General features: G+C 61.9%; 17 protein-coding genes. 11 read left to right on the forward strand and 6 right to left on the reverse strand.

The genetic code is table 11. From position 1 onward, the window contains the following. Positions 1-12: 12 nt before the first annotated feature. The 5 genes from glgC to NMA58_RS17520 all read left to right on the forward strand — a co-directional run bounded on the left by glgC (position 13) and on the right by NMA58_RS17520 (position 6,927). Positions 13-1,275 carry a glucose-1-phosphate adenylyltransferase gene (gene glgC / locus NMA58_RS17500; protein ID WP_085779472.1) on the forward strand — a complete coding sequence of 421 codons (1,263 nt, stop codon included), beginning with the start codon at positions 13-15 and terminating at the stop codon, positions 1,273-1,275. Positions 1,276-1,278: 3 nt separating this feature from the next. Next, positions 1,279-2,721, forward strand: a complete 1,443-nt coding sequence (glgA, locus tag NMA58_RS17505; protein WP_434711462.1) for a glycogen synthase GlgA — start codon at positions 1,279-1,281, stop codon at positions 2,719-2,721. Positions 2,722-2,727: 6 nt separating this feature from the next. Beyond that, positions 2,728-4,359, forward strand: a complete 1,632-nt coding sequence (locus tag NMA58_RS17510) for an alpha-D-glucose phosphate-specific phosphoglucomutase (protein ID WP_085779474.1) — start codon at positions 2,728-2,730, stop codon at positions 4,357-4,359. A gap of 13 nt (positions 4,360-4,372) precedes the next feature. Next, positions 4,373-6,349, forward strand: a complete 1,977-nt coding sequence (gene glgX / locus NMA58_RS17515; protein WP_434711463.1) for a glycogen debranching protein GlgX — start codon at positions 4,373-4,375, stop codon at positions 6,347-6,349. Positions 6,350-6,438: 89 nt separating this feature from the next. Continuing rightward, entirely contained in the window at positions 6,439-6,927 is a 489-nt protein-coding gene (locus tag NMA58_RS17520; protein ID WP_097597230.1) for a MaoC family dehydratase, read from the forward strand. A 144-nt stretch (positions 6,928-7,071) separates the two neighbouring features. On the opposite strand, the gene NMA58_RS17525 is transcribed toward NMA58_RS17520, so the two are convergent. The 4 genes from NMA58_RS17525 to NMA58_RS17540 form a co-directional block, all read right to left on the reverse strand. Then, positions 7,072-7,620 (reverse strand): sarcosine oxidase subunit gamma, encoded by a 549-nt coding sequence (locus NMA58_RS17525; RefSeq protein ID WP_430958007.1) that lies wholly within the window; start codon positions 7,618-7,620, stop codon positions 7,072-7,074. Next, the gene (locus NMA58_RS17530; protein ID WP_434711464.1) at positions 7,613-10,606 is read right to left on the reverse strand and encodes a sarcosine oxidase subunit alpha; all 2,994 of its coding nucleotides are present in this window, start codon (positions 10,604-10,606) and stop codon (positions 7,613-7,615) included. The genes NMA58_RS17525 and NMA58_RS17530 overlap by 8 nt, the downstream gene beginning before the upstream one ends. Further along, positions 10,603-10,944: a sarcosine oxidase subunit delta gene (locus tag NMA58_RS17535; protein ID WP_085779479.1), complete on the reverse strand. Its 342-nt coding sequence runs from the start codon at positions 10,942-10,944 to the stop codon at positions 10,603-10,605. Before NMA58_RS17535 ends, NMA58_RS17530 begins: the two co-directional genes overlap by 4 nt. 109 nt (positions 10,945-11,053) lie before the next feature. Next, entirely contained in the window at positions 11,054-12,307 is a 1,254-nt protein-coding gene (locus NMA58_RS17540; RefSeq protein WP_085779480.1) for a sarcosine oxidase subunit beta family protein, read from the reverse strand. A 307-nt stretch (positions 12,308-12,614) separates the two neighbouring features. Here NMA58_RS17540 and NMA58_RS17545 point away from each other — a divergent pair, with 307 nt between their 5' ends. Continuing rightward, on the forward strand, positions 12,615-13,658 hold the full coding sequence (locus NMA58_RS17545; RefSeq protein ID WP_434711465.1) for a FecR domain-containing protein: 1,044 nt from the start codon (positions 12,615-12,617) through the stop codon (positions 13,656-13,658). Between the two features lie 6 nt (positions 13,659-13,664). Here the strand turns inward: NMA58_RS17545 and NMA58_RS17550 are convergent, their stop codons facing one another. Then, positions 13,665-15,836, reverse strand: coding sequence for a CHASE2 domain-containing protein (locus tag NMA58_RS17550; protein WP_434713448.1), 2,172 nt, complete (start codon positions 15,834-15,836; stop codon positions 13,665-13,667). Between the two features lie 330 nt (positions 15,837-16,166). On the opposite strand from NMA58_RS17550, the gene NMA58_RS17555 reads away from it, so the two are divergent. The 5 genes from NMA58_RS17555 to NMA58_RS17575 all read left to right on the forward strand — a co-directional run bounded on the left by NMA58_RS17555 (position 16,167) and on the right by NMA58_RS17575 (position 21,704). Further along, positions 16,167-17,717 (forward strand): adenylate/guanylate cyclase domain-containing protein, encoded by a 1,551-nt coding sequence (locus NMA58_RS17555; protein ID WP_245421288.1) that lies wholly within the window; start codon positions 16,167-16,169, stop codon positions 17,715-17,717. A 156-nt stretch (positions 17,718-17,873) separates the two neighbouring features. Beyond that, positions 17,874-18,086, forward strand: coding sequence for a 30S ribosomal protein S21 (gene rpsU, locus NMA58_RS17560; RefSeq protein WP_003585885.1), 213 nt, complete (start codon positions 17,874-17,876; stop codon positions 18,084-18,086). Between the two features lie 134 nt (positions 18,087-18,220). Further along, on the forward strand, positions 18,221-19,087 hold the full coding sequence (locus NMA58_RS17565) for a tetratricopeptide repeat protein (RefSeq protein WP_085779483.1): 867 nt from the start codon (positions 18,221-18,223) through the stop codon (positions 19,085-19,087). A gap of 422 nt (positions 19,088-19,509) precedes the next feature. Beyond that, entirely contained in the window at positions 19,510-21,162 is a 1,653-nt protein-coding gene (locus tag NMA58_RS17570) for a sensor histidine kinase (RefSeq protein WP_434711466.1), read from the forward strand. Positions 21,163-21,221: 59 nt separating this feature from the next. Continuing rightward, positions 21,222-21,704 carry a DUF992 domain-containing protein gene (locus NMA58_RS17575; protein ID WP_434711467.1) on the forward strand — a complete coding sequence of 161 codons (483 nt, stop codon included), beginning with the start codon at positions 21,222-21,224 and terminating at the stop codon, positions 21,702-21,704. A 30-nt stretch (positions 21,705-21,734) separates the two neighbouring features. Here NMA58_RS17575 and NMA58_RS17580 read toward each other — a convergent pair whose 3' ends face one another. Continuing rightward, a complete protein-coding gene (locus NMA58_RS17580; protein WP_434711468.1) occupies positions 21,735-23,129 on the reverse strand; it encodes an NAD(P)(+) transhydrogenase (Re/Si-specific) subunit beta in 1,395 nt (464 codons plus the stop codon). Positions 23,130-23,133: the final 4 nt, after the last annotated feature.

Raw genomic sequence — 23,133 nt, forward strand, 5'->3', positions numbered from 1 at the left:
TGGGAGGAGAAAATGGTAGAGAAGCGTATTCAGCCACTTGCCCGCGACGCAATGGCTTACGTTCTGGCGGGCGGCAGGGGGAGCCGTCTCAAGGAACTCACCGACCGGCGTGCCAAGCCCGCCGTCTATTTCGGCGGCAAGGCACGCATCATCGATTTCGCGCTGTCCAACGCGCTGAATTCGGGCATTCGCCGCATCGGCGTCGCGACGCAATACAAGGCGCATTCGCTGATCCGTCACATGCAGCGCGGCTGGAACTTCTTCCGCCCGGAGCGAAACGAAAGCTTCGACATCCTGCCTGCCTCGCAGCGCGTTTCCGAAACGCAATGGTATGAAGGCACCGCCGACGCCGTTTATCAGAACATCGATATTATCGAGGATTACGGCGTCGAATACATGGTCATTCTCGCCGGCGACCATGTCTACAAGATGGACTATGAATACATGCTCCAGCAGCATGTCGATTCCGGCGCGGACGTGACGATCGGCTGCCTGGAAGTGCCGCGCATGGAAGCGACCGGCTTCGGCGTCATGCATGTCAACGAAAAGGATGAGATCTTCGCTTTCATCGAAAAGCCGGCGGATCCCCCCGGCATTCCCGACAAGCCGGATTTCGCGCTCGCCTCGATGGGCATCTACGTCTTCCACACTAAGTTCCTGCTCGATGCGCTGCGCCGCGACGCCGCCGACCCGACATCGAGCCGCGATTTCGGCAAGGATATCATCCCCTATATCGTCAAAAACGGGAAGGCCGTCGCCCACCGCTTCGCCAAATCCTGTGTCCGCTCCGATTTCGAGCACGAGCCCTACTGGCGCGACGTCGGCACGATCGACGCCTACTGGCAGGCCAATATCGATCTGACGGCCATCGTCCCGGAGCTCGATATCTACGACAAGTCCTGGCCGATCTGGACCTATGCCGAGATCACCCCGCCGGCGAAGTTCGTCCATGACGACGACGACCGCCGCGGTTCGGCCACCTCCTCGGTCGTGTCAGGCGACTGCATCATCTCAGGCGCCAGCCTCAACAAAAGCCTGCTCTTCACCGGCGTCAGGGCCAATTCCTTTTCCAAGCTGGAAGGGGCGGTCATCCTGCCGAATGTGAAGATCGGACGGCGGGCGCAGCTCAAGAACGTCGTGATCGACCATGGTGTCGTCATTCCGGAAGGGCTGGTCGTCGGCGAGGATCCCGAGCTCGACGCCAAACGCTTCCGGCGGTCGGAAGGGGGCATCTGCCTGATCACCCAACCGATGATCGACAAGCTGGATATCTGACGTATGAAAGTTCTTTCGGTTTCGTCCGAAGTCTTCCCCTTGATCAAGACAGGGGGTCTGGCCGACGTGTCAGGTGCCCTGCCAATTGCTCTGAAAGCCTTCGGGGTCGAGACCAAGACCCTCCTGCCCGGCTACCCTGCCGTCATGAAGGTCATTCGCGACCCTGTCGTCAGACTCGAATTCCCGGACCTGCTCGGTGAGCGGGCGACCGTGCTCGAGGTTGAACATGAGGGTCTCGATCTGCTCGTCCTCGACGCGCCCGCCTATTACGAGCGGCCGGGCGGTCCCTATCTTGATCCGCTTGGCAAGGATTATCCCGACAATTGGCGCCGTTTCGCCGCGCTGTCGCTCGCCGCTTCCGAAATCGCAGCCGGTCTGCTGCCCGGCTGGCGGCCGGATCTCGTCCACACCCATGACTGGCAGGCGGCGCTGACCTCGGTCTACATGCGCTATTATCCGACCCCGGAACTGCCGAGCGTGCTGACAATTCACAATATCGCCTTCCAGGGCCAGTTCGGCCCGGAGATTTTTGCCGGTCTGCGTCTGCCAGGTCATGCCTTCGCCATGGACGGCATCGAATATTACGGCACCGTCGGCTTCCTCAAGGGCGGCCTGCAGACTGCCCATGCGGTCACGACAGTCAGCCCCACCTATGCCGACGAAATTCTGACGCCGGAATTCGGCATGGGGCTCGAAGGCGTCATCGCCACCCGCATCGACGATTTGCATGGAATCGTCAACGGCATCGACACCGATGTCTGGAACCCGGCGACCGATCCCGTCGTCCACACCCATTACGGCCCGACGACGCTGAAGAACCGCGAGGAAAACCGCCGGTCGATCGCAGAGTTCTTCCACCTCGACAATGACGATGCGCCGATCTTCTGCGTCATCAGCCGCCTCACCTGGCAGAAGGGCATGGATATCGTCGCCAACGTCGCCGACCAGATTGTCGCCATGGGCGGCAAACTCGTCGTGCTCGGCTCCGGCGAAGCAGCGCTCGAAGGCGCGCTGCTTGCCTCCGCCAGCCGCCATCCCGGCCGGATCGGCGTTTCGATCGGCTATAACGAACCGATGTCGCACCTGATGCAGGCCGGCTGCGACGCCATCATCATTCCGTCGCGCTTCGAACCCTGCGGCCTCACCCAGCTTTACGGCCTGCGTTATGGCTGCGTGCCGATCGTCGCCCGCACCGGCGGATTGAACGACACCGTGATCGACGCCAATCACGCCGCACTTGCGGCGAAAGTGGCAACCGGCATACAATTCTCACCCGTGACCGAAACGGGCATGCTACAGGCAATCCGCCGTGCGATGCATTTTTACGCGGACCGAAAACTCTGGACCCAATTGCAAAAGCAAGGCATGAAATCGGATGTCTCCTGGGAGAAGAGCGCCGAACGCTACGCTGCCCTCTATTCAAGCCTCGTCTCGAAAGGCATGTGACCTAAAATGATCAAGTCCGTACCCACCACGCCCTATCTGGACCAGAAACCCGGCACGTCGGGTCTGCGTAAGAAGGTTCCGGTCTTCCAGCAGCCGAATTATGCCGAGAATTTCATCCAGGCGATCTTCGATTCGCTGGAAGGCTATCAGGGCAAGTGCCTCGTCATCGGCGGCGACGGACGTTACTACAATCGCGAAGTCATCCAGAAGGCGATCAAGATGGCCGCTGCCAACGGCTTCGGCAAGGTCATGGTTGGCAAGGGCGGCATTCTGTCGACGCCGGCCGCCTCCCACATCATCCGCAAGTACAAGGCCTTCGGCGGCATCATCCTCTCCGCCAGCCACAATCCCGGCGGCCCGACCGAAGACTTCGGCATCAAATACAATATCAATAATGGCGGCCCGGCGCCGGAGAAGATCACCGACGCGATCTATGCGCGCTCCAAGACAATCGACAGCTATAAGATCGCCGATTTCGCCGACGTCAATCTCGACCGCATCGGCAAGGACGAGCTTCCCGGCGGCATGATCCTCTCGGTCATCGACCCGGTCGAGGACTATGCCGCGCTGATGGAAGAACTGTTCGATTTCGGCGCCATCCGCAATCTGATCAGCCTCGGTTTCCGCATCGCCTTCGACGGCATGAGCGCCGTCACCGGACCCTATGCCAAGGAAATCTTCGAAAATCGTCTTGGTGCTCCCCTCGGTTCGGTGCGCAATTTCATGCCGCTGCCGGATTTCGGCGGCCATCACCCCGATCCGAACCCCGTCCACTGCAAGGAACTCTTCGATGAGATGATGGGCGAGGACGCCCCCGATTTCGGCGCCGCGTCCGACGGCGACGGCGACCGCAACCTCATTATCGGCCGCGGCATCTTCGTCACCCCTTCCGACAGCCTGGCGATCCTTGCCGCCAACGCCAATCTCGCCCCCGGCTATTCCGGCGGTCTCGCCGGCATCGCCCGGTCGATGCCGACATCGGGCGCGGCCGACCGCGTCGCCGAAAAGCGCGGCATCGGCATGTATGAGACGCCGACCGGCTGGAAATTCTTCGGCAACCTGCTCGACGCCGGCATGGCGACGATCTGCGGTGAGGAAAGCTCCGGCACGGGCTCCAATCACGTCCGTGAGAAGGATGGCCTCTGGGCCGTGCTGCTGTGGCTGAACATCCTTGCCGTGCGCGGCGAGAGCGTCGCCGACATCGTCACCCAGCACTGGCAGACCTACGGCCGCAACTATTACTCGCGCCACGATTATGAAGGCCTGGACACCGACGCGGCGAATGGCCTGATGGACAATCTCCGCAGCCAGCTTTCCACCTTGGCCGGCAAGAACATCGGCAGCCTGAAGGTCGAGAAAGCCGACGACTTCGCCTACCACGACCCGATCGATAAGTCGGTGAGCGAGCATCAGGGCATCCGCGTGCTCTTCGAGGGCGGCTCCCGCGTCGTCTACCGTCTCTCCGGCACCGGCACGTCTGGCGCAACCTTGCGCGTCTATATCGAGCGCTACGAGCCGGATTCGACTCGTCACAACATCGAAACGCAGGAAGCGCTCGCCGATCTGATTGCGGCCGCCGAAAGCATTGCCAGCATTCGTGAGCGCACGGGACGCGATGAGCCAACCGTGATCACCTGATCCGGGGCGGGACATGCGGGACAGCAATTCGGCGCGGGGTGCGATCGTCTTCGAGACCGGCGTCGAATTTGCCGTGTGGTCGCATCACGCCGCGCAGATCGAACTCTGCCTCTTCGACGGTGACGGCAACAGGGAATTTGCGCGCCTGCCGATGGCCCGCGATGGCAACCACATCCATCGCCTCTTCGTCGACGGCCTCGGTCAAGGCGCCCGCTACGGCTATCGCGCCGACGGCATCTATGCGCCCGACAACGGCCTCTGGTTTGACCCGTCCAAACTGCTGATCGATCCCTACGCCAAGGAAATCGACCGGCCGTTCCGCTACGATCCCCGCCTCGGGCTCTACGGCGAGGACAGCCAGGATCTGATGCCGAAGGCGATCGTCACCACCGACACCCCGGCCGCAATCGACAAGCCGCTCTTCAAACCGGGCGGTTTTATCTATGAAGTGGCGGTGCGGCCCTTCACCATCCTTCACCCCGATGTGCCGGAAGCCGAACGCGGCACGGTCGCAGCCCTTGCCCATCCCTCCGTTATCGCGCATCTGAAGCGGATCGGGGTCGATGCCATCGAACTGATGCCGATTACCGCCTGGATCGATGAGCGCCATCTGCCGCCGCTCGGTCTCACAAACGGCTGGGGCTATAACCCCGTCGGCCTGATGGCGCTCGATCCGCGGATTGTCCCCCGCGGCATGGCGGAACTGCGCAGGACGGTCGCCGCTCTCCATGCCGAAGGCATCGCCGTCATCCTCGATCTCGTCTTCAACCATACCGGCGAGAGCGACCGCTATGGCACGACGCTGTCGCTGCGCGGCCTCGACAACCTGCATTATTACCGCCACGCCCGAAACAGCCCCGGCGAACTGATCAACGACACCGGTACCGGCAACACGATCGCCTGCGACCATCCCGAGGTCAGGCGCCTCGTCATCGACAGCCTGCGGCATTTCGTGCTCAACGCCGGCGTCGATGGTTTCCGTTTCGATCTCGCCCCGGTGCTGGGCCGCACCGCGAGCGGCTTCGAGCGCGACGGCGGAACGCTCGCTGCGATCCTTGCCGATGATCTGCTTGCCGACCGCATCATGATCGCAGAACCCTGGGATATCGGTCCGGGCGGTTACCAGCTCGGCAACTTCCCGCTGTCCTTCCTCGAATGGAATGACAGGGTTCGCGACGATCTGCGCTGTTACTGGCGTGGCGACCAATGGAAGACCGGCTCGCTCGCAACGGCGCTTGCCGGTTCCTCCGACATCTTCTCCCGCAACGACGGCAAAGAGACGCGCAGCGTCAATTTCCTCGCCGCCCATGACGGCTTCACGCTGATCGACCTCGTCTCCTACGCCGGCAAGCACAATGACGCCAACGGCGAGCACAATCGGGACGGTCACAACGAGAACCATTCCTGGAACAACGGCGTCGAAGGCGAGACCCTCTATCCCAGTATCCGCAAGCGCCGGATCCATGACGTCATGGCGCTGATCTCGACGCTCTTTGCCACCCGCGGCAGCATCATGCTGACGGCGGGCGACGAGGGCGGCCGCAGCCAGCGCGGCAACAACAATGCCTATTGCCAGGACAATGAGATCACCTGGCTGGACTGGAAGGCGCTGAACGAGGATCTCGTCGCCCATACCGCTTTCGTCGCAGGACTGCGCCGCCGCTTTACCGTCTTTTCCGAAACGGGCTTCCTTTCCGGCAACGGCGACGTCGAATGGATCTCACTCTCCGGCGAACCGATGACCGTTGCGGAATGGGAGACGCCGTCGCTCTCGACCCTCGGCATGCTGCTTACCACAGGCGACCGCTCCTCGCGCGGCAATCAGACCCGCCTTGCCGTGCTTTTCAATCGTTCCGAGAGCCGCCAGCTCTTTACGCTCCCGTCAGAGAATGAGCCGGGCTGGCGCCAGTTGACGCAGGAGGGAGCGAAGAAGGCGGGTGCCAGCGTGACCGTCGAGCCACGCTCCGTCGCCTTTTTCGTAGAAAAATGACCGCCTCCCCCAACTCACTCAAATCCTTGTCGCAATCGTCATGAATGCAAGATAAGGCTTTGCCCGGCGGCTTTTCTCACGAGGAATTCATGGTCACGGAAATTTCACTCTCCGACGTGCGGGGATTGATCGGCATGGAAACGGGTCTTTCGGATTGGATCACCGTCGATCAGACAATGATCGACGCCTTTGCGGGGGCGACCGACGACCATCAGTTCATTCATGTCGATCCCGAGCGCGCCGCCGCTGAAAGCCCCTTCGGCGGCACGATCGCCCATGGTTTCCTGACGCTGTCCCTGCTGTCGGCGATGAACTACAACTGCCTGCCGAGGGTGCGCGAGCAGACCATGGGCATCAACTACGGCTTCGACCGGGTCCGCTTCATGACCCCGGTCAGGAGCGGCGCCCGTGTTCGCGGCCGCTTCCTGCTCTCCGACGCCCGCTTCCGCGGCGGCGGCATGCTGATGACCACCTACGATGTGACGATCGAAATCGAAAACGAGAAGAAGCCGGCCCTGACGGCAAGATGGATCACCATCATCCAGTTCGACCCGAAGGACCGGCCGGAAGACGCGTAGGCAAGAGCCGCTTTCCTACGCACCCGGATTGATGGCTTCGCCGTATCCATCACAGATGCCAGGCATTGGCACGAATGGGGCCGCAACTGTCATTTGCGGCCCCTGCAAATTTCATCTGGCTCTTAAGCCACCGGCCCAAAAGCCTCAATGCCCGGCATCTTCCGCCGCCTCGGCCAGCAGCCCGAAGACGTAATCGGAAAACGACCGCCAGCACTCCACCCGAAACGTGTCTTCTTCCGTGCGGAAAAGTACGATCTCCGCCTTGCCGAAGACCGTGCGCGAGGCCGCGCCGACTGGAAAGGACGACAGCGACAGGTCCTGGGGGCAGCCGGCCGCAAGCGTCGCCTCCGCACCCGGCCCGGAGACGATGACCGCCACGTTGCGGTGGGAAACGTCGGTCGCCGAATGCAGCGCGCCGGCGCTGGAACATGCCGCCATCAGATCGCCACCGGCCTCATCGATCAACAGCCACTCGTCCGGCCCGAGCCAGAGCGCCGAGCGCGCACCGGCGCGGCCGGACGTCTTCGGCGTGGTCGGCACAGAGAGGCCGAGAGCCAAAGAAAGTGCTTTGAGCGACCCCGCCGGCGTGCGCAGCGCCACGCGGCTTGCGGGCGGTGCGACGGCCAGACGCACAGTGGCGGAGCCGCCGAGACGGCCGGCCAGCGCCGGCTTGCGAATTGCGACATCAGCCATGGATGCGGCCTCCTTCCTTGTCAAAGAATACCAGATCCGTCACTTCGACGGCGATCGTCCGATCCGGCATCGGCACATAAAGCGTCTCGCCCATCCGCGCCCGGCCGCCGGCGACCAGAGCGAAGGCGATCGACCTGCCGCAATTTTCCGACCAATAGGCCGATGTGACATGGCCGAGCATCGTCATCGGCTTCGGCTCGTTCGGGCTAGCGACGACCTGCGCGCCTTCTTCGAGCACCAACTTCGGATCCTTGGTAACGAGGCCGACGAGCTGCTTGCGTCCCTCCTTGACGAGGTCCGGCCGCTGCAGCCCGCGAATGCCGACGAAGTCCTTCTTCTTCTTCGAAACGGCCCAGGCGACGCCCGCGTCGTCGGGGGTTACGGTCCCGTCCGTATCCTGGCCGACGATGATATACCCCTTCTCGGCGCGGAGGACGTGCATGGTCTCAGTGCCGTAGACGCAGGCGCCGAGCGGTTCGGCATTGGCCCAGACCGCTTCCAGCACCGACTGGCCGTAGTCGGCCGGCACGTTGATTTCGAAACCGATTTCTCCCGTGAAGGAAACGCGGAAGAGCCGCGCCGGTACGCCGCAGACCGTGCACTCGGCAACGCTCATATGCGGGAAGGCCTCGTTGGAAAGATCGACCCCTTCGACGAGAGGCTCGACGATCTCGCGCGCCTTCGGTCCCTGGACGGCGATGACAGCCCATTGTTCGGTCACCGAGGTCAGCCACACCTTCAGATCGGGGAATTCCGTCTGCAGGTAATCTTCCATGTGATGGAGAACACGCGGTGCTCCGCCTGTCGTCGTCGTCACGTGAAAACGATCCTCTGCCAGACGCCCGACGACGCCGTCGTCATAAACGAAGCCGTCCTCACGTGTCATGATGCCGTAGCGCGCCTTGCCGGGCTTCAGCGTGTCCCAGGCATTGGTGTAGATCAGATTGAGGAATTTCGCCGCATCCGGGCCTACCACTTCGATCTTGCCGAGCGTAGAGGCATCGAAGATGCCTGCCGACTCGCGGGCCGTCCGGCACTCGCGCGCGACCGCCTGGTGCATGTTCTCGCCCGAGCGCGGATAGAACCAGGCGCGCTTCCAGTTGCCGACATCCTCGAAAACGGCGCCATGCGCTTCTTCCCAGTCGTGCAGCGGCGTCTTGCGCGTCGGATCGAACAGCTTTCCGCGTGAATGGCCGATCAGCGTACCATAGGTCACCGGCGTATAGGGTGCGCGGAAAGTCGTGAGACCGACCCGCGGGATTTCCTTGCCGAGCATTTCGGCGGCAATTGCCAGGCCATGCATATTCGAAAGCTTGCCCTGATCCGAGGCCATGCCGTTGGTCGTGAACCGCTTGATATGCTCGATCGAATGCATGCCTTCGCGCACGGCAAGGCGGATATCCTTGGCGCAGACGTCATGCTGGAAATCGATGAACGCCTTGGCGTTCGTCTTCGGTCCGGCGCCTTCGGCAGCGCCGATCATCCCGCCCGTCCAGTCATAGGGCTGCTCGGCCGAAATCGTGATTTTCCCGCTGCCGCTCTTGCCAGCGGCCTGCGCCATCAGTTCGCCTGCGGCAAGCGATTCCTCGACCGTTCGCTGCAGGTCGTCGGTGCCGTTACAGGCGCCCACCGAAAGGCAATCCTGCGCATAGGTGCCGGGCAGGAAACGCTGGCTTTCCGCTTCGAAGGCCACCTTGCCGCGGGACTGCGAGAACAGATGCACGGATGGCGTCCAGCCGGCCGAAACCAGAAGCGCATCGACCGGGATCTTGCGCGGCGAACCGCCGCCGTTGCGCGCTACTGTCATCGATGAGATGCGCAGCCGCCCCGCCGTATTGATGACCGACTGGCCGGTAAGAACATCTATGCCGAGTGCACGCGCCTCCGCCAGCACTGCAGCACCCGGCGCCTGCCTGCAATCGACGATGGCGGCGACCGAAACACCGGCCCGCTTGAGATCGAAAGCCGCCTCATAGGCAGAGTCGTGCGCCGTGTAGATGCCGACATTGTTTCCGACGGCGACACCGTAATGATTGAGGTACATCCGCCCCGCCGAGGCGAGCATGATGCCGGGCCGGTCGTTGTTGGGAAATACCATGTGCCGCTCGATCGAGCCGGTGGCGAGAATCACCCGCTTGGCCCGGACCTGCCACAGCCGCTCGCGCGGCAGATCACGGGAAGGCTTGGCCATGTGATCGGTGACGCGCTCGGCAAGGCCGACGAAATTATGGTTGTAGTAGCCGAAGGCGGTCGTGCGGGTGAGCACTTCGACATTGTCCATCGCCTTCAGCCGCGCCACGGTCTTCTGCGCCCAGGCGTAACCATCCTGTCCGTCGATCCTGACGCCGGCATCGTAGCGCAGCGCACCGCCGGCTTCCGCCTGCTCGTCGCACAGGATCACCTTCGCGCCGGTCTCGGCCGCGGCCAGCGCTGCCGAAAGCCCGGCCACCCCGGCGCCGACGACCAGGACGTCGCAATGGGCGTAGCGGCTGGCATAATGGTCCGGATCTTCTTCCGTCGGTGCGACGCCGAGACCGGCAGCACGGCGAATGAACGGCTCGTAGACGTGTTTCCAGGCAGCGCGCGGCCACATGAAGGTCTTGTAGTAGAAGCCGGCGGCGAAGAACGGCGACATCAGGTTGTTGACCGCACCGACGTCATAGGCAAGCGAAGGCCAGCGGTTCTGCGACTGGACGATCATGCCGTCGAAGATTTCCTGCACCGTAGCGCGGACGTTCGGCTGCTTGCGCGCCTTGTCACGCGCGACATCGATCAGCGCGTTCGGCTCTTCGGCGCCTGCCGAGAGGATGCCGCGAGCCCGATGATATTTGAACGAACGGCCGACGAGATGAATGCCGTTGGCGATCAGCGCCGAAGCGACGGTATCGCCTTCCAGCGCCGTATAGCTCTTGCCGTCGAAGCTGAAGCGCGCGGTCTTTGCAGGCGTCAGACGCCCCTTCCCGGTGATACGATTAGCACCGCTCATTGGGCCTCTCCTTCCACCGCTTCATAGGTCTCGACAGGGCTATGCTGTTCGGCCTCGGCACCGATCCGCGGCTTCGGCTCGCCCGCCTTGTAGGTCATGATGAACTTGTCGCTCACCGTATCGCGCGCCGCGTTGAAGAACCGGCCGCAGCCGTGAATATGCCGCCAGCGTTCGAAGATCAGCCCCTTCGGGTTGTCGCGCAGGAAGAAGTATTCTTCAAATTCCTCGTCCGAGACCGAGGCGATGTCAGCGGGCCGCACAATATGCGCGTCACCCGCGCCGCGGAATTCGAGCTCGGAACGCTCTTCCTGACAGTAAGGGCAATGGATCAGCAGCATGTGAGATTTCCTTCTCCTCCCCTTCTCCCCAGCAGGGAGAAGGTGCTTTCAAGGCGGATGAGGGCGTGAATAACGAAAGAAGCGAGCGTCTGAGCGAACACGTTCATCATCAGTGCGCCACCGCCGCAGCCGCCGCTTCATCAATCAGCCGGCCGCTGCGGAAGCGTTCCAGCGTCAGGCCGGCATTGAACTTGTGCGCTTCATCGCGGGCGATGAGGTGCGCAAAGAGATTGGCCGAGCCCGGCGTTGCCTTGAAGCCGCCGGTGCCCCAACCGCAATTGACGTAAAGCCCGGGAACCGGCGTCTTTGACTGGATCGCCGAACGGTCCGGCGTATTGTCGACGATGCCGCCCCATTGCCGCATCATCTTCACGCGCCGGAACATCGGAAAGAGTTCGCAGATGGCGTCGAGGGTATGCGTGATGATCTGCAACCCGCCGGTCTGGGAATAGGAATTATACTGGTCGGTACCGGCGCCGATGACGAGCTCGCCCTTGTCGGACTGGGAGATGTAGGCATGCACCGTGTTCGACATGACGACGCAGGGGAAGATCGGCTTCAGCGGCTCGGAGACCAGCGCCTGCAGCGGGCTCGACTGCAGCGGCACGCGCACATCCGCCATCTTCATGATTGTCGAGGTATGGCCCGCGGCCGATACGCCGACCTTTCTGGCGCCGATGAAGCCGCGCGAGGTCTCGACCCCGGTCACCCGTCCGTCAGGACCGCGCCGGATGCCAGTCACTTCGCAGTTCTGGATGATGTGCACGCCTCGATCGGAGGCTGCGCGCGCATATCCCCAGGCCACCGCATCGTGCCGCGCCGTGCCGCCGCGGCGCTGCAGCGCCGCACCGTTGATCGGATAGCGCGCGCTGGCGGAGATGTCGAGCGGCGGACAATAAGCCTTGGCCTGCTCCGGCGTCAGCCATTCATTATCGATGCCGTAGAGCCGGTTGGCGTGGATGTGTCGCTTGAACGACTGCTGGTCGTGAATATTGTGCGAGAGCATCATCACGCCGCGCGGCGAATACATCACATTGTAGTTGAGCTCCTGTGAAAGCCCTTCCCAGAGCTTCATCGAATGCTCGTAAATGTGCATGCTCTCTTCATAGAGATAGTTCGAACGGATGATGGTGGTATTGCGCCCGGTATTGCCGCCGCCGAGCCAGCCCTTCTCGAGCACCGCCACATTGGTGATGCCGTGCTCCTTCGCAAGATAATAGGCGGCGCCCAGGCCATGTCCGCCAGCGCCGATGATAACGACGTCGTATTCGGCGCGCGGCTCCGGCGAAGTCCACTGCTTCTCCCAACCTCTGTGGCCGCGAAGGGCCTCCCGCGCCACGGCAAAAACCGAATATTTCCGCATCCGCCTTCTTCTCCTTCGGGCAAGGGCTGTACTCGCGCCCATACAAATCGCAAATCCAAATGCGGCACAACGGCTGTTTTGCGACGCGCGAGAGCTTCACTTTTGACACTGAACGACATCGTGTCGAAAACTGAGCAATTTGCGATGGTGTTAAGCGCCGCTTCCCAAACTCAAACGAACATCATCCTGCAGGATCTTGCGAAGGTCCGGCCTTCCCCTTGGCGGCAGACCTGCCTAGCCCAAGAGGGTGAAAAGACAAGCAGTTAGTATGATGTTAATTTTTCCCCGTTGCCGGGATTGGTGTATCATGTGCATACGGGGGCGGCTTTTATTCCAGGCGCTTTTCATTGCGCTATGCGGCTTCCGGCTGGCAACTGCCGCCGAGCCGGTCGGCCAGGCTGTGGTCATCAAGACCGAGGTGACTGGACAAGCAGGCCCGATCGAAGTCAACACAAGCGTTCACCGCGACGAACGCATCAAGACTTCGCAGTCTGGGCTGGGCCAGTTTGTATTTAGAGACGGCACCAAACTTGCGGTCGGCTGGGGGTCCTCCGTCGTCATCGACAGATATGTTTTCGACGACACCCAATCGGTCAGGCAACTCACCATCAAGGCCGCCAAGGGGACCTTCCGCTGGGTAAGCGGCACTTCGAAGTCCTCGGCCTATCAAATTCTGACGCCTGCAGGCACGATCGGCGTGCGCGGCACCGCATTCGATTTTTATGTCGGCCCTGACGGCACCACGGCCGTCGTCCTGTTGAACGGCGCGGCCCGCTTTTGCGGCCCCGGCGGCTGCCGGCAGCTGCAGCAACGCTGCGACTGCGTTATCGCCAAACCGAACGGCGACATGACGGCGGCCCGGCGAGTGGAGCGTAACGTCCTCCAGAAGCTTGGAAATGAACGCGCTCTGCCCTTCCTCTCCGGCAACCAGCGGCTTTCGGGTGGCCTCGGCCTGCTCGGCGGATGCAATATGGCTTCGCTGGTGCCGGAAAGAAGCGAACGAGACCGGCCGCCGCCGGCAATTGCACCCGCTCCGCAAAGACAGGATCCGCCACAGAGAGAGGCCGAGCCACAAAAGGAGCGACCGCAGAAGCCGGAAATGCCGCACCACGACAAGCCCCATCATGATAGACCCGACCACGATAAGCCGGACAGGCCCGATAAGCATGAGGGTCATGGCCGGCATGACGAGGACGGCAAGCCGGGAAATCACGGTCTGGATCATCGGGGGCACGACCGCCAGCATGATGGAGGTCGCGATCACCATCATGATCATGATGGTGCTGGTGATGGTGATGGTGACAATGATCGGAACCACCATAGGAGCCGCGATTTCAATCGCGGTCGCTGAGGCCGGTCAGTCTGCGGCGCTCTCTTCGACCGCCCTCGGCACTTCGCGAAAATGATCGGTCCTGCCCGATACACGCTCGTAGAATTCCGCCAGACCGCCGAGCACTTGCACGGCCCTGAGCTTTGACGCGCCGATAAGCTTCCGGCTGTTCCGCGAATGCGATTGCAGGGCCTGCATCAGCTGCTTGTGGGCGAGCTCGAGCGCGGCGAATTCCTGGGATGCTGCGACGCGTTCATCGCCGACGACCGCAAGGATCTGCGTCCGGCTGCTCTTCCCTTTGAGCGAGAGGGCGCCGGCCTCGATCACCGCCATCCCCTGAACGGAGCGAGCCGTGCTGTCGGAGATGAGGATATCAAAGCCGACCTCCTTGCAGGACGACTCGATGCGGGCCGCGACGTTGACCGCATCTCCGACAGCCGAATAGTTGAAGCGGGTTTTGGCGCCCATATTGCCGACACAGGCAACGCCGGTATGGATGCCGATGCCGATGCCGACCTCCTGATCGGGTCCGAAGCCGAAGGCGTCGCCGGCGTTCAGTTCGGCGAGTGTCTCGCGCATGGCGAGCGCCGTGCGAACCGCCTTGATTTCGTGATCCGCTACATCAACCGGCGCATTCCAGAATGCCATGATCGAATCGCCGATAAACTTGTCGAGAGTACCTTCGTTAGCCACGACATGACGGCTCAGCGCGTCGAGCAATGTATTCAGGAAGGCAACGACATCAGTCGGCGCCAGCCGTTCGCTGATTTCAGTGAAGTTCCTGACGTCGACGAACATTACCGTCAGTTCCCGGTCATCTCCACCGAGGCGCAAGGCATCGCGGTTATGCTCGATGCGATGCAGCAGAGACGGAGAAAGATAATGTCCGAAGGCGCGCCGCACCTCGCGCCTTTCCCGGTCGATCACCAGAATGCGGAACGAGGTTGCGGCAAAATGGATAACCGATCCGCTGACGATCGGAGCCAATGGATCGAGAAGAAGCCCCGCATAAAGAAAGGAGAGCCAGGAGGCCACGAGCGCCATTGCGGTAATGAGCAGGCCGCAGACCAGTGCGACGGCGGGACTGACGAAGGTCGTCACCACGACGAGCAGGCATCCGAGCACCGCGATCGTGAGAATTTCCAGCCCGTCCGCCCAGTCGGGCCGCGACAGGAAACGGCCGGAGAGAATCTGTTCGACGACCTGCGCATGCATCGAAACGCCGGGAACGTTCTCGCCGAGCGCCGTGACGCGGATGTCCTGCAGGCCTGCCGCCGAGGTGCCGATGAAGACGATGCTGCCGTCAATGGCGGCGGAGATCTCGGGAGAGGCGCCTCCGGCGGCGAGCACCTGGCGGGCGGAGATATAGCGCTCGGCTCGGTCGGGGCTGACATAGAGCCAAAATTCGCCCGCCGCCGTCACGGGCACGACGAAATCGCCGATCTTTGCCGATGTCATCACGCCGGCGCGATCGGGCGCGCCGGCCAACACATAGGTCGATACACCTTGCGCGACGCGCAGCGCCTCGACCGCGAGATTGGGATAGAGCTGCACGCCGTCGGTCAGGAACAACGGCACCGCCCGCACCACCGGCGAAGGATTGCCGGGATTGAGGCTGATGTGGCCGAGCCCTGCGGCATTGGCTTCCAATTGCGGCCTGAGCGGCGTCGATGCCGCAAGATAGGGCGGAGCCGAGACGGGGCTTTCCCCGGTGAAAGCAAAACCAGCCTTGACAGGCGGCCGGTAACTGCCCTCGTTGGAAAGGCCGAAACCGAGCACGACGGGTTTGCCGGAGATCGAGCGGGCAAAAATCTCGTCATTGTCGGGAAGCTTCTCTGCCAGGGACGGATCAACCCCCGCCACCTCGCGCACGACGTTGCGCGGCGACAGCCGGTCCGGCTCTGAAAAGAGAACGTCGAAGGCGATGGCCGCAGCGCCCATGTCAGAAAGCCGGTCCACCAGCAGGGCCAACCGGTCCCGTGGCCACGGCCATTGGCCGAACTCGCGCAGCGACGCCTCATCAATATCGATCACATGGACCGGCATGGGCTCGAATGTCCGCGGAAGCAGGCGTTGGTACTCGTCGAAGGTCACCCCACGGATCAGCTTGAAGATCCCGGGATCGTCTGCCCGCAGCATCGTCAGCGCAGCCACGATCACCAGTCCGACAACGACACCGATTTGCTGCACGCGCGTCATCATCTCAACCGGTGTCCCTCTCCCAAACGACAGGCTACGCCGCTTTGTGCCCGGACGCCATTCACTCATGCGCCCCGACGCTTCTTTTCGCTTTCCAGCCTTCCGCTTCCCGCCGGTCGGCGCAACGGCATCTTCAAATTTGGCGACGCCGTCGTTTCGACCACGCTTTTGCTTGGACGACACGGCTTCGATCTTGTCGGACGCGCGGTGAAATGTTCTTGTAACGGCGCGAAGCGCGAATGCTTTTTTATGGAAGAGTGAGGGGCTCCCGTGATTTCCGAAACCGCCGTGCGCCGCAGCGGCTATTGGCTGATCGTCGTCGTGCTGGCGATGCTTGCAGGACTGCCGCTTGCCGTCTGGCTCGACATCAGCGACCTCTCAGGAAATACCCTCAGACGCCAGGCGCGCGATATGAGCTCGCTGATATCGAGCATCCGCTCCTACTATTCCGCCAATGTCGTCGGACGCGTTCTGGCCGCGCACGCCAGCGGCGCGACCGCAGGCACGGTCGTCTCCCACAACTACGCCAATATCCCCGGCGCCATCCCGCTGCCGGCGACACTTTCGCTGGAACTCGGCGACGTCATAAAAGAGCAGCAGGCCAACATCACATACCGCTTCGTCTCCGATCTGCCGTTCAAAAGTCGCGCTTCCCACGAGCTCGACGATTTCGAGAAACGAGCGCTTGTCGCACTGCGCGCCAATCCACAGCAGACGTTGAGCGACCTCACCCGCGTCGGATTGACCGATACCTTGCGCTTCGTCACGCCGGTCGTCATGGGCCAGGCTTGCGTTGCCTGTCACAACAGCCACCCGGAAAGTCCGAAGACCGACTGGAAGGTCGGCGATGTGCGCGGCATCCAGGAAGTGGTCATCAAGCAGCCCTATGCAAGCAACGTCTTCGCCTTCAAATATCTGCTCTGCTATTTCCTTTTTGTCGCCATCATCGGCCTCAGCTTCATTCTGCTGCAGCGCCAGCAGGCCCGCGCCATCCATGGCGCCAACCGCGATCTCGAAGCGGCGAACGAATTTCTGGCGAGCGTTTCCCTGAAGATTTCACGTTATCTCTCGCCGCAGATCTACAAGAGCATCTTCAGCGGACAGAAAGACGTCGTCGTCCATACCGAGCGCAAGCGCCTGACGATTTTCTTCTCCGACATCAAGGATTTCACCGCGACCACCGAGCGGCTGCAGCCGGAAGCGCTGACGGATATGCTCAACGAATATCTGACCGAAATGTCGAACATTGCCCTCGCCCATGGCGGCACGGTGGACAAGTTCATCGGCGACGCCATGCTGGTCTTCTTCGGCGACCCGGAAACGAAGGGTCCGGAGGAAGATGCGAAAGCCTGCCTGCGCATGGCCGTCGACATGCAGCGTCGCCTCGGCGAACTCAAGGACAGATGGCGCAGAAACGGCACCGAGGAGCCTTTCGTCGTGCGCATGGGAATCAACAGCGGTTATTGCAACGTCGGCAATTTCGGCAGCAACGATCGCATGGACTATACGATCATCGGCGCGGAGGCCAATCTCGCAGCCAGGCTGCAGTCGATCGCCCAGGGCGGAGAAATCGTCATCAGCTACGAAACCTATGCGCTGGTGAACGAGATCGTCGACGCCCATCCCTTGCCGCAGATCACCATGAAGGGCATCCAGCGCGAGGTCGTGCCCTATGCCGTCGACGGGCTGAGGCTCGGCGCCGACCACAAAAGCCGCGTCCTCAGCGAACATCTCTCGGGTCTCGACCTGCATCTGGATATGAGCCGGCTGGAGCCTGCCGATCGACTCCGGGTCAGGACGGCGCTCAAGGAGGCAATCGCCGCCCTGGACGAGGCCCCGCCGGAAGCGGCTCGCTTGAGACAGGATGCCGGGCAGGGATGATTTTTCCAACTGCCGCCGATATCCATCTGGACTTCCCCTACTCGATCTGCTATCCCGCATCACCAATCGCAAGGCCGCGGCCGCGCGAACGTTATATTTTTGCCCCTGGCGCTGCGCTGCCTCAGGCATCAACCAAACCAAAGGAACGTGATTCTCGTGCAGGTACTTGTCCGCGATAACAATGTCGATCAGGCTCTCCGCGCTCTCAAGAAGAAGATGCAGCGCGAAGGCATTTTCCGCGAAATGAAGATGCGCGACTACTACGAGAAGCCTTCGCAGAAGCGCGCTCGCGAAAAGGCCGAAGCTGTTCGCCGTGTTCGCAAGCTGGCCCGCAAGCGCGCCCAGCGCGAAGGCCTGGTCGCACGCTAAGCGTTGCCGTCGTTTTTTCGACGTTTTCAGATGTATTGTGGCGGGGGCGATGGGTTCGCCGCCGCCTTTTTAGTTTGCCGCTGAAGATCGCATATCCAGAAATCGGATATGCCGCATGGGGAAAGCGAGCCCGAATGGCTGATACCACCTTCAATCCGTCCCGCGCCTGGCGCTTTCAGAAATCCGCGTTCCTGCCGGCTTTGACCCTGGCGGCCATGGTCGGCCTTGCCGGCTGCGAGACGACCAACACCACGGATGCCGTAATCCGCATCGACAAGGCGCAGGGCTCGGAAGAGAACATCGCGTCGCTGACGGCTGTTATCAACGCCAATCCGAGGGATCCCGAAGGGTATAATGTCCGCGGTTCCGCCTACGGCCGCAGCGGCCAGTTCCGCCAGGCGCTGAACGATTTCAATACAGCATTGCAGATCAACCCGCGCTTCTTCCAGGCCTATGCCAATCGCGCGCTCGTCTATCGCAACATGGGCCAGCAGCAGCAGGCGATTGCCGACTACAATGCCGCCCTGCAGATCAATCCGAGCTACGACGTCGCCTATATCGGCCGCGGCAATGTCTATCGCATGGCCGGACAGGACGATGCAGCTTTCAACGATTTCAGCAAGGCGATCCAGCTCGGCACGACCGATGGCCGCGCCTATCACAATCGTGGCCTGATCTATCAGAAGCGCAATCAGCAGGATAAGGCAATCGACGATTTCTCGAAGGCCATCTCGCTCGCCCCGAATTCGCCGGAGCCCTATAATGGCCGCGGCATCTCCTACATCGCGCTGAATGACGACGACAACGCATTTGCCGATTTCAATCACGCGATCGATCTCAACGGCAATATCGCCGAATCCTGGGCCAACCAGGCTCTTGTCTACGAACGTCGCGGCGACAAGGCCAAGGCTGCCCGCTCCTATCGCCATGCGGTCGGGCTTGACCCGAAATACCAGCCAGCCCGCGATGGTCTCGCCCGAGTGGGCGCTCCAGCCGGCTAAGGATGTGAATTGGGGCGGCCGGGCCATCGGATGCCCAGAACCTTGGCGTTGCAGAAAATCTCCGGCAGAATCTTTATCGATGACCGGGCCCGGTGCGCGTGCAGCAACGGTTGGCGGAATAAGTTGTTATGAAGGCGCCGCATCGCTTTGAAAAGAGAGACGGAAAGACCGCCACCGTCTTCCGTGGCATGTTATACGATGTTGCAACCTGCTTTTGCTCCCCCTAACATGCGGCTGCTTCGATAGCCCGCTATCGGGGTGTGCGAAAACATGTTGAGGGCGGTTTGCGAGAGATGCGGATCTTTGCTTTCCTGACCGCAGACGAAAACTGTTGCGGACAGCGCGCACAGCAGCGCCGCACATCTTTCAAGACGCACAAAGGACGCGGCAATATCGGGACTTGTGGCGGCGGCGCGCAATAAATGAAGATCGTGGCGCTGTTTTTTCCCAAAGCTTCGATCGGCACCTATCTGGTTGCCATGGCGGTGGCGATCGCGTTGCCGATCTTTGCCTTCGTGACGCTGCTTCTGCTGCAGTTGGAGGACAACCAGCGCTCCGCGCTAAAGCGCGAGACGGCGCAGGACGCGCTTGCCCTGTCGCGCATCATCGATCGCCAGCTTCAGGATATGGCGACGACGTTGCGGCTGCTGTCGAGCTCCCCGGAACTCGAAAACGGCGATCTCGCCTCCTTCCACCAGCGCACGGAAGCAGCTCTGCGGAACAATGCGCTCTACGTCCAAGCGGTCGACGCAACTGGCCAGCAACTGCTGAACACACGCCGACCTTTCGGCGCGGAGCTCGGAAAGACGACAAACATCGCCGCCCTCGATGCCGCAATGAAATCCGGTCACATCGAAGCGTCGGATGTGGTCCGCGGCAGAACCAGCGGCGACTGGGCCTACAATGTCATCCTGCCGAGAAAGAACGATCCCGTTTCCGCCCTCATCATCACACAGGATGCCCAGGATCTCGGCCGGCTCGTAACGACCCAGGGTCTAGCCCCTGGATGGTCGGCGGCTGTGCTTGATCAAAGTGGTCACGTGGTCGTTGCCGCCGGCCCGACTGCCCTCGAACCCGGCACGCCCTTCGATCCGCGCATCCTGCCGGCGCTCAGTTTTTCCCGGGGCGTGTTCGAAGACAAGACGATCCTGCCGCACATGCTCCTCGGTTATGCACAAATTCCCGGCTGGTCCTGGAAGACGGTGATCTGGGGGCCGGTGGCGCAGGCGTCGATTCTCAGCACCTGGCGTTTCCTCATCATCGGAGGAGTTGCCCTCGTGCTCGTTGCCGTACTGGCCGCCTATGCCGTCGCGAGACAGGTCCGCACCACCATTCGCGAGATTGCCGACATGGCGAACCGCATGGGTCAGGGCCACATCGTCTCACCGGTTGAAACAAGCGTCATCGAGGCGAACCAGGTGGCGATCGCTCTTTCGAACGCCTCATTCGATCGCAGCCAGACCGAGGACCGGCTGCGGTTCGTCATGCATGAACTCGTCCATCGTACCAAGAACCTTCTCACGCTTGCTCAGGCCATGATGCGCCAGCTGGCCAAACAGGCCGACAGCGTCGAAACCTTTCAGGCTGCCGTCGCCGACCGCCTTGAGGGGCTGGCGCGTTCAATAGAGCTCCTGACGAGCGAGCAATGGGGAGGCGTGTCGCTCCGGCGGGTCGTTGATATCCATCTGCAGGCCTTCCCGCAATCGCGCGACCAGATCGAAATCACAGGCGAAGATTTCGTCCTGAAGCCGGATGCGGTGCAGAACCTGGGCCTTACCCTGCATGAGCTCGCCACCAATTCAGTGAAATATGGTGCGCTCTCCGTTCCGCAGGGGCGCGTCCGCTTCGACTGGCACGATGTTAGGGACGAAGGCAAGCCGGATGCCCTGCTCCGCTTCACCTGGGAGGAGCGCGGCGGCCCGGCGGTCACCGAGCCGTCGCGCTCGGGCTTCGGCACGACCGTCATCAAGGCGCATGCCGCTGCCGCCTTCCGTGGCACGGTGCAGGTCGATTTCCGGCCTGAAGGCCTGTTATGGGTACTGATAGCCCAGCGCGCCACGCTGGAGCGGGAATAACCCAGGAACAATCGCCACCTCAACCCGTTTCGGACAGGTCGTTTTCAAGGAGAAGGACCATGTTCAAGCAAACGATGATCGCCACCGCGGCTCTGACCGCGGCTGCCTGGGCAAGCCCGGCGAGCGCGGAAAATTATGTGACGCTTGGCCGTCTGGTCTGCGGATCGGATGGCGGTCAGGGTCTGATCGTCACCTCGCAGAAGAACCTCATCTGCACCTATACACCGGCAGCCGGCGGCGCCAAGGTGGTCTATGCCGGCAAAATCGAGAAATTCGGCCTCGACATCGGCCAGACGGGCAAGAGCGTGATGATCTGGCAGGTCCTGGCAAAGACCGGCACCGATATGCCGCAATTCGCCCTTGCCGGCGAATATTACGGAGTCGGCGCTGATGCGAGCATTGGTGCGGGCGCCGGCGCCAAAGTAATCGCCGGCGGCACCAATAAGGCTTTCATGCTGCAGCCGCTGAATGTTCAGGCCCAGGAAGGGCTGAACCTGGCGATCGGCGTCGAGAAGATGACGCTGGTGCCGGGCGAGATATGAGAAAGCCGCCCCGAAGGGCGGCTCATCGGCTCAATGCGCGATCGCCTTGTTGATATCCTCGGTCATTTTCTTGGCGTCGCCGAGCAGCATCATCGTGCCGTCCTTGTAGAACAGCGTGTTGTCGATGCCGGCATAACCCGAACCAAGCGAGCGCTTGACAAAAAGGCAGGTCTTCGCCCGATCGACGTCGAGGATCGGCATGCCGTAGATCGGCGAGGTCTTGTCGTCGCGCGCAGCCGGATTGGTGACGTCATTGGCGCCGATGACATAGGCGACGTCGGCCTGGGCAAATTCCGAATTGATGTCCTCGAGCTCGAAGACCTCGTCATAGGGAACATTGGCTTCGGCCAGCAGCACGTTCATATGGCCGGGCATGCGGCCTGCGACCGGGTGGATCGCATATTTCACCTCGACGCCGTTCTTCTTGAGATTATCGGCCAATTCGCGCAGCGCATGCTGAGCCTGAGCGACCGCCATGCCGTATCCCGGCACGATGATGACCTTCGAGGCATTGGCCATCAGATAGGCCGCATCCTCGGCGGAGCCGAGCTTGACCGTCCTGTCTGACGTATCGGTCCCGCCGGACGCCGTCTCGCCGCCGAAACCGCCGAGAATGACGGATATGAAGGAGCGGTTCATGCCCTTGCACATGATATACGACAGGATGGCGCCGGAGGAGCCGACGAGCGCGCCGGTGATGATCAGCGCCAGATTGCCGAGCGTGAAGCCGATGCCGGCCGCAGCCCATCCGGAATAGGAGTTCAGCATCGATACGACGACGGGCATGTCGGCGCCACCGATCGGCACGATCAGCAGAACACCGAGCGCCAGCGACAGTGCCACGACCGCCCAGAAGTCGAAATGGCTTTCGGTCGCGGCAAGGCCGATGATGAAGAGCACGATCAGCGCCAGCAGGGTTGCATTGATCAGGTGCCGGTAGGGCAGAAGGATCGGCTTGCCGGACATGCGCCCGTCAAGCTTCAGGAAGGCGATGATCGAGCCGGTGAAGGTCAGCGCCCCGATCGCCACGCCGAGCGCCATTTCGATGCGCGCCTCGGTGTGGATATAGCCGATCTCGCCGATACGGAAAGAAGCTGGTGTATAGAGCGCCGAGGCAGCCACCAGCACGGCGGCAAGCCCGACCAGCGAGTGGAAGCCGGCGACGAGCTGCGGCATCGAGGTCATGGCGATGGTGCGGGCGACATAGGCGCCGACGCTGCCGCCGATGGCAAGGCCGAGGATGATCAGCACGAACCCGCCGAAGTTGGGCGTCGCCAGCACCAGCGTCGTCAGGATGGCGATACCCATGCCGATCATGCCGAAGAGATTTCCCTTGCGGCTGGTGGCCGGATGGGAGAGGCCGCGCAGCGCCAGAATGAAGAGAACGCCGGAAACGAGGTAGAGGAAAGCTGCGATACTGGTCATCGAT

The sequence above is a fragment of the Rhizobium sp. YTUHZ045 genome, assembly GCF_051124255.1.
Lineage (GTDB): Bacteria > Pseudomonadota > Alphaproteobacteria > Rhizobiales > Rhizobiaceae > Rhizobium.

Bases quoted from the DNA above. Each gene is read 5' to 3' on its own strand.
- NMA58_RS17525 (WP_430958007.1), bottom strand. From the start codon at position 7,620: ATGGCTGATGTCGCAATTCGCAAGCCGGCGCTGGCCGGCCGTCTCGGC.
- NMA58_RS17535 (WP_085779479.1), bottom strand. From the start codon at position 10,944: ATGCTGCTGATCCATTGCCCTTACTGTCAGGAAGAGCGTTCCGAGCTC.
- NMA58_RS17540 (WP_085779480.1), bottom strand. From the start codon at position 12,307: ATGCGGAAATATTCGGTTTTTGCCGTGGCGCGGGAGGCCCTTCGCGGC.
- NMA58_RS17545 (WP_434711465.1), top strand. From the start codon at position 12,615: ATGTGCATACGGGGGCGGCTTTTATTCCAGGCGCTTTTCATTGCGCTA.
- NMA58_RS17510 (WP_085779474.1), top strand. From the start codon at position 2,728: ATGATCAAGTCCGTACCCACCACGCCCTATCTGGACCAGAAACCCGGC.
- glgA (WP_434711462.1), top strand. From the start codon at position 1,279: ATGAAAGTTCTTTCGGTTTCGTCCGAAGTCTTCCCCTTGATCAAGACA.
- NMA58_RS17520 (WP_097597230.1), top strand. From the start codon at position 6,439: ATGGTCACGGAAATTTCACTCTCCGACGTGCGGGGATTGATCGGCATG.
- NMA58_RS17565 (WP_085779483.1), top strand. From the start codon at position 18,221: ATGGCTGATACCACCTTCAATCCGTCCCGCGCCTGGCGCTTTCAGAAA.
- NMA58_RS17555 (WP_245421288.1), top strand. From the start codon at position 16,167: ATGCTTGCAGGACTGCCGCTTGCCGTCTGGCTCGACATCAGCGACCTC.
- NMA58_RS17570 (WP_434711466.1), top strand. From the start codon at position 19,510: ATGAAGATCGTGGCGCTGTTTTTTCCCAAAGCTTCGATCGGCACCTAT.
- NMA58_RS17530 (WP_434711464.1), bottom strand. From the start codon at position 10,606: ATGAGCGGTGCTAATCGTATCACCGGGAAGGGGCGTCTGACGCCTGCA.
- NMA58_RS17550 (WP_434713448.1), bottom strand. From the start codon at position 15,836: ATGACGCGCGTGCAGCAAATCGGTGTCGTTGTCGGACTGGTGATCGTG.
- NMA58_RS17575 (WP_434711467.1), top strand. From the start codon at position 21,222: ATGTTCAAGCAAACGATGATCGCCACCGCGGCTCTGACCGCGGCTGCC.
- glgC (WP_085779472.1), top strand. From the start codon at position 13: ATGGTAGAGAAGCGTATTCAGCCACTTGCCCGCGACGCAATGGCTTAC.
- glgX (WP_434711463.1), top strand. From the start codon at position 4,373: ATGCGGGACAGCAATTCGGCGCGGGGTGCGATCGTCTTCGAGACCGGC.
- NMA58_RS17580 (WP_434711468.1), bottom strand. From the start codon at position 23,129: ATGACCAGTATCGCAGCTTTCCTCTACCTCGTTTCCGGCGTTCTCTTC.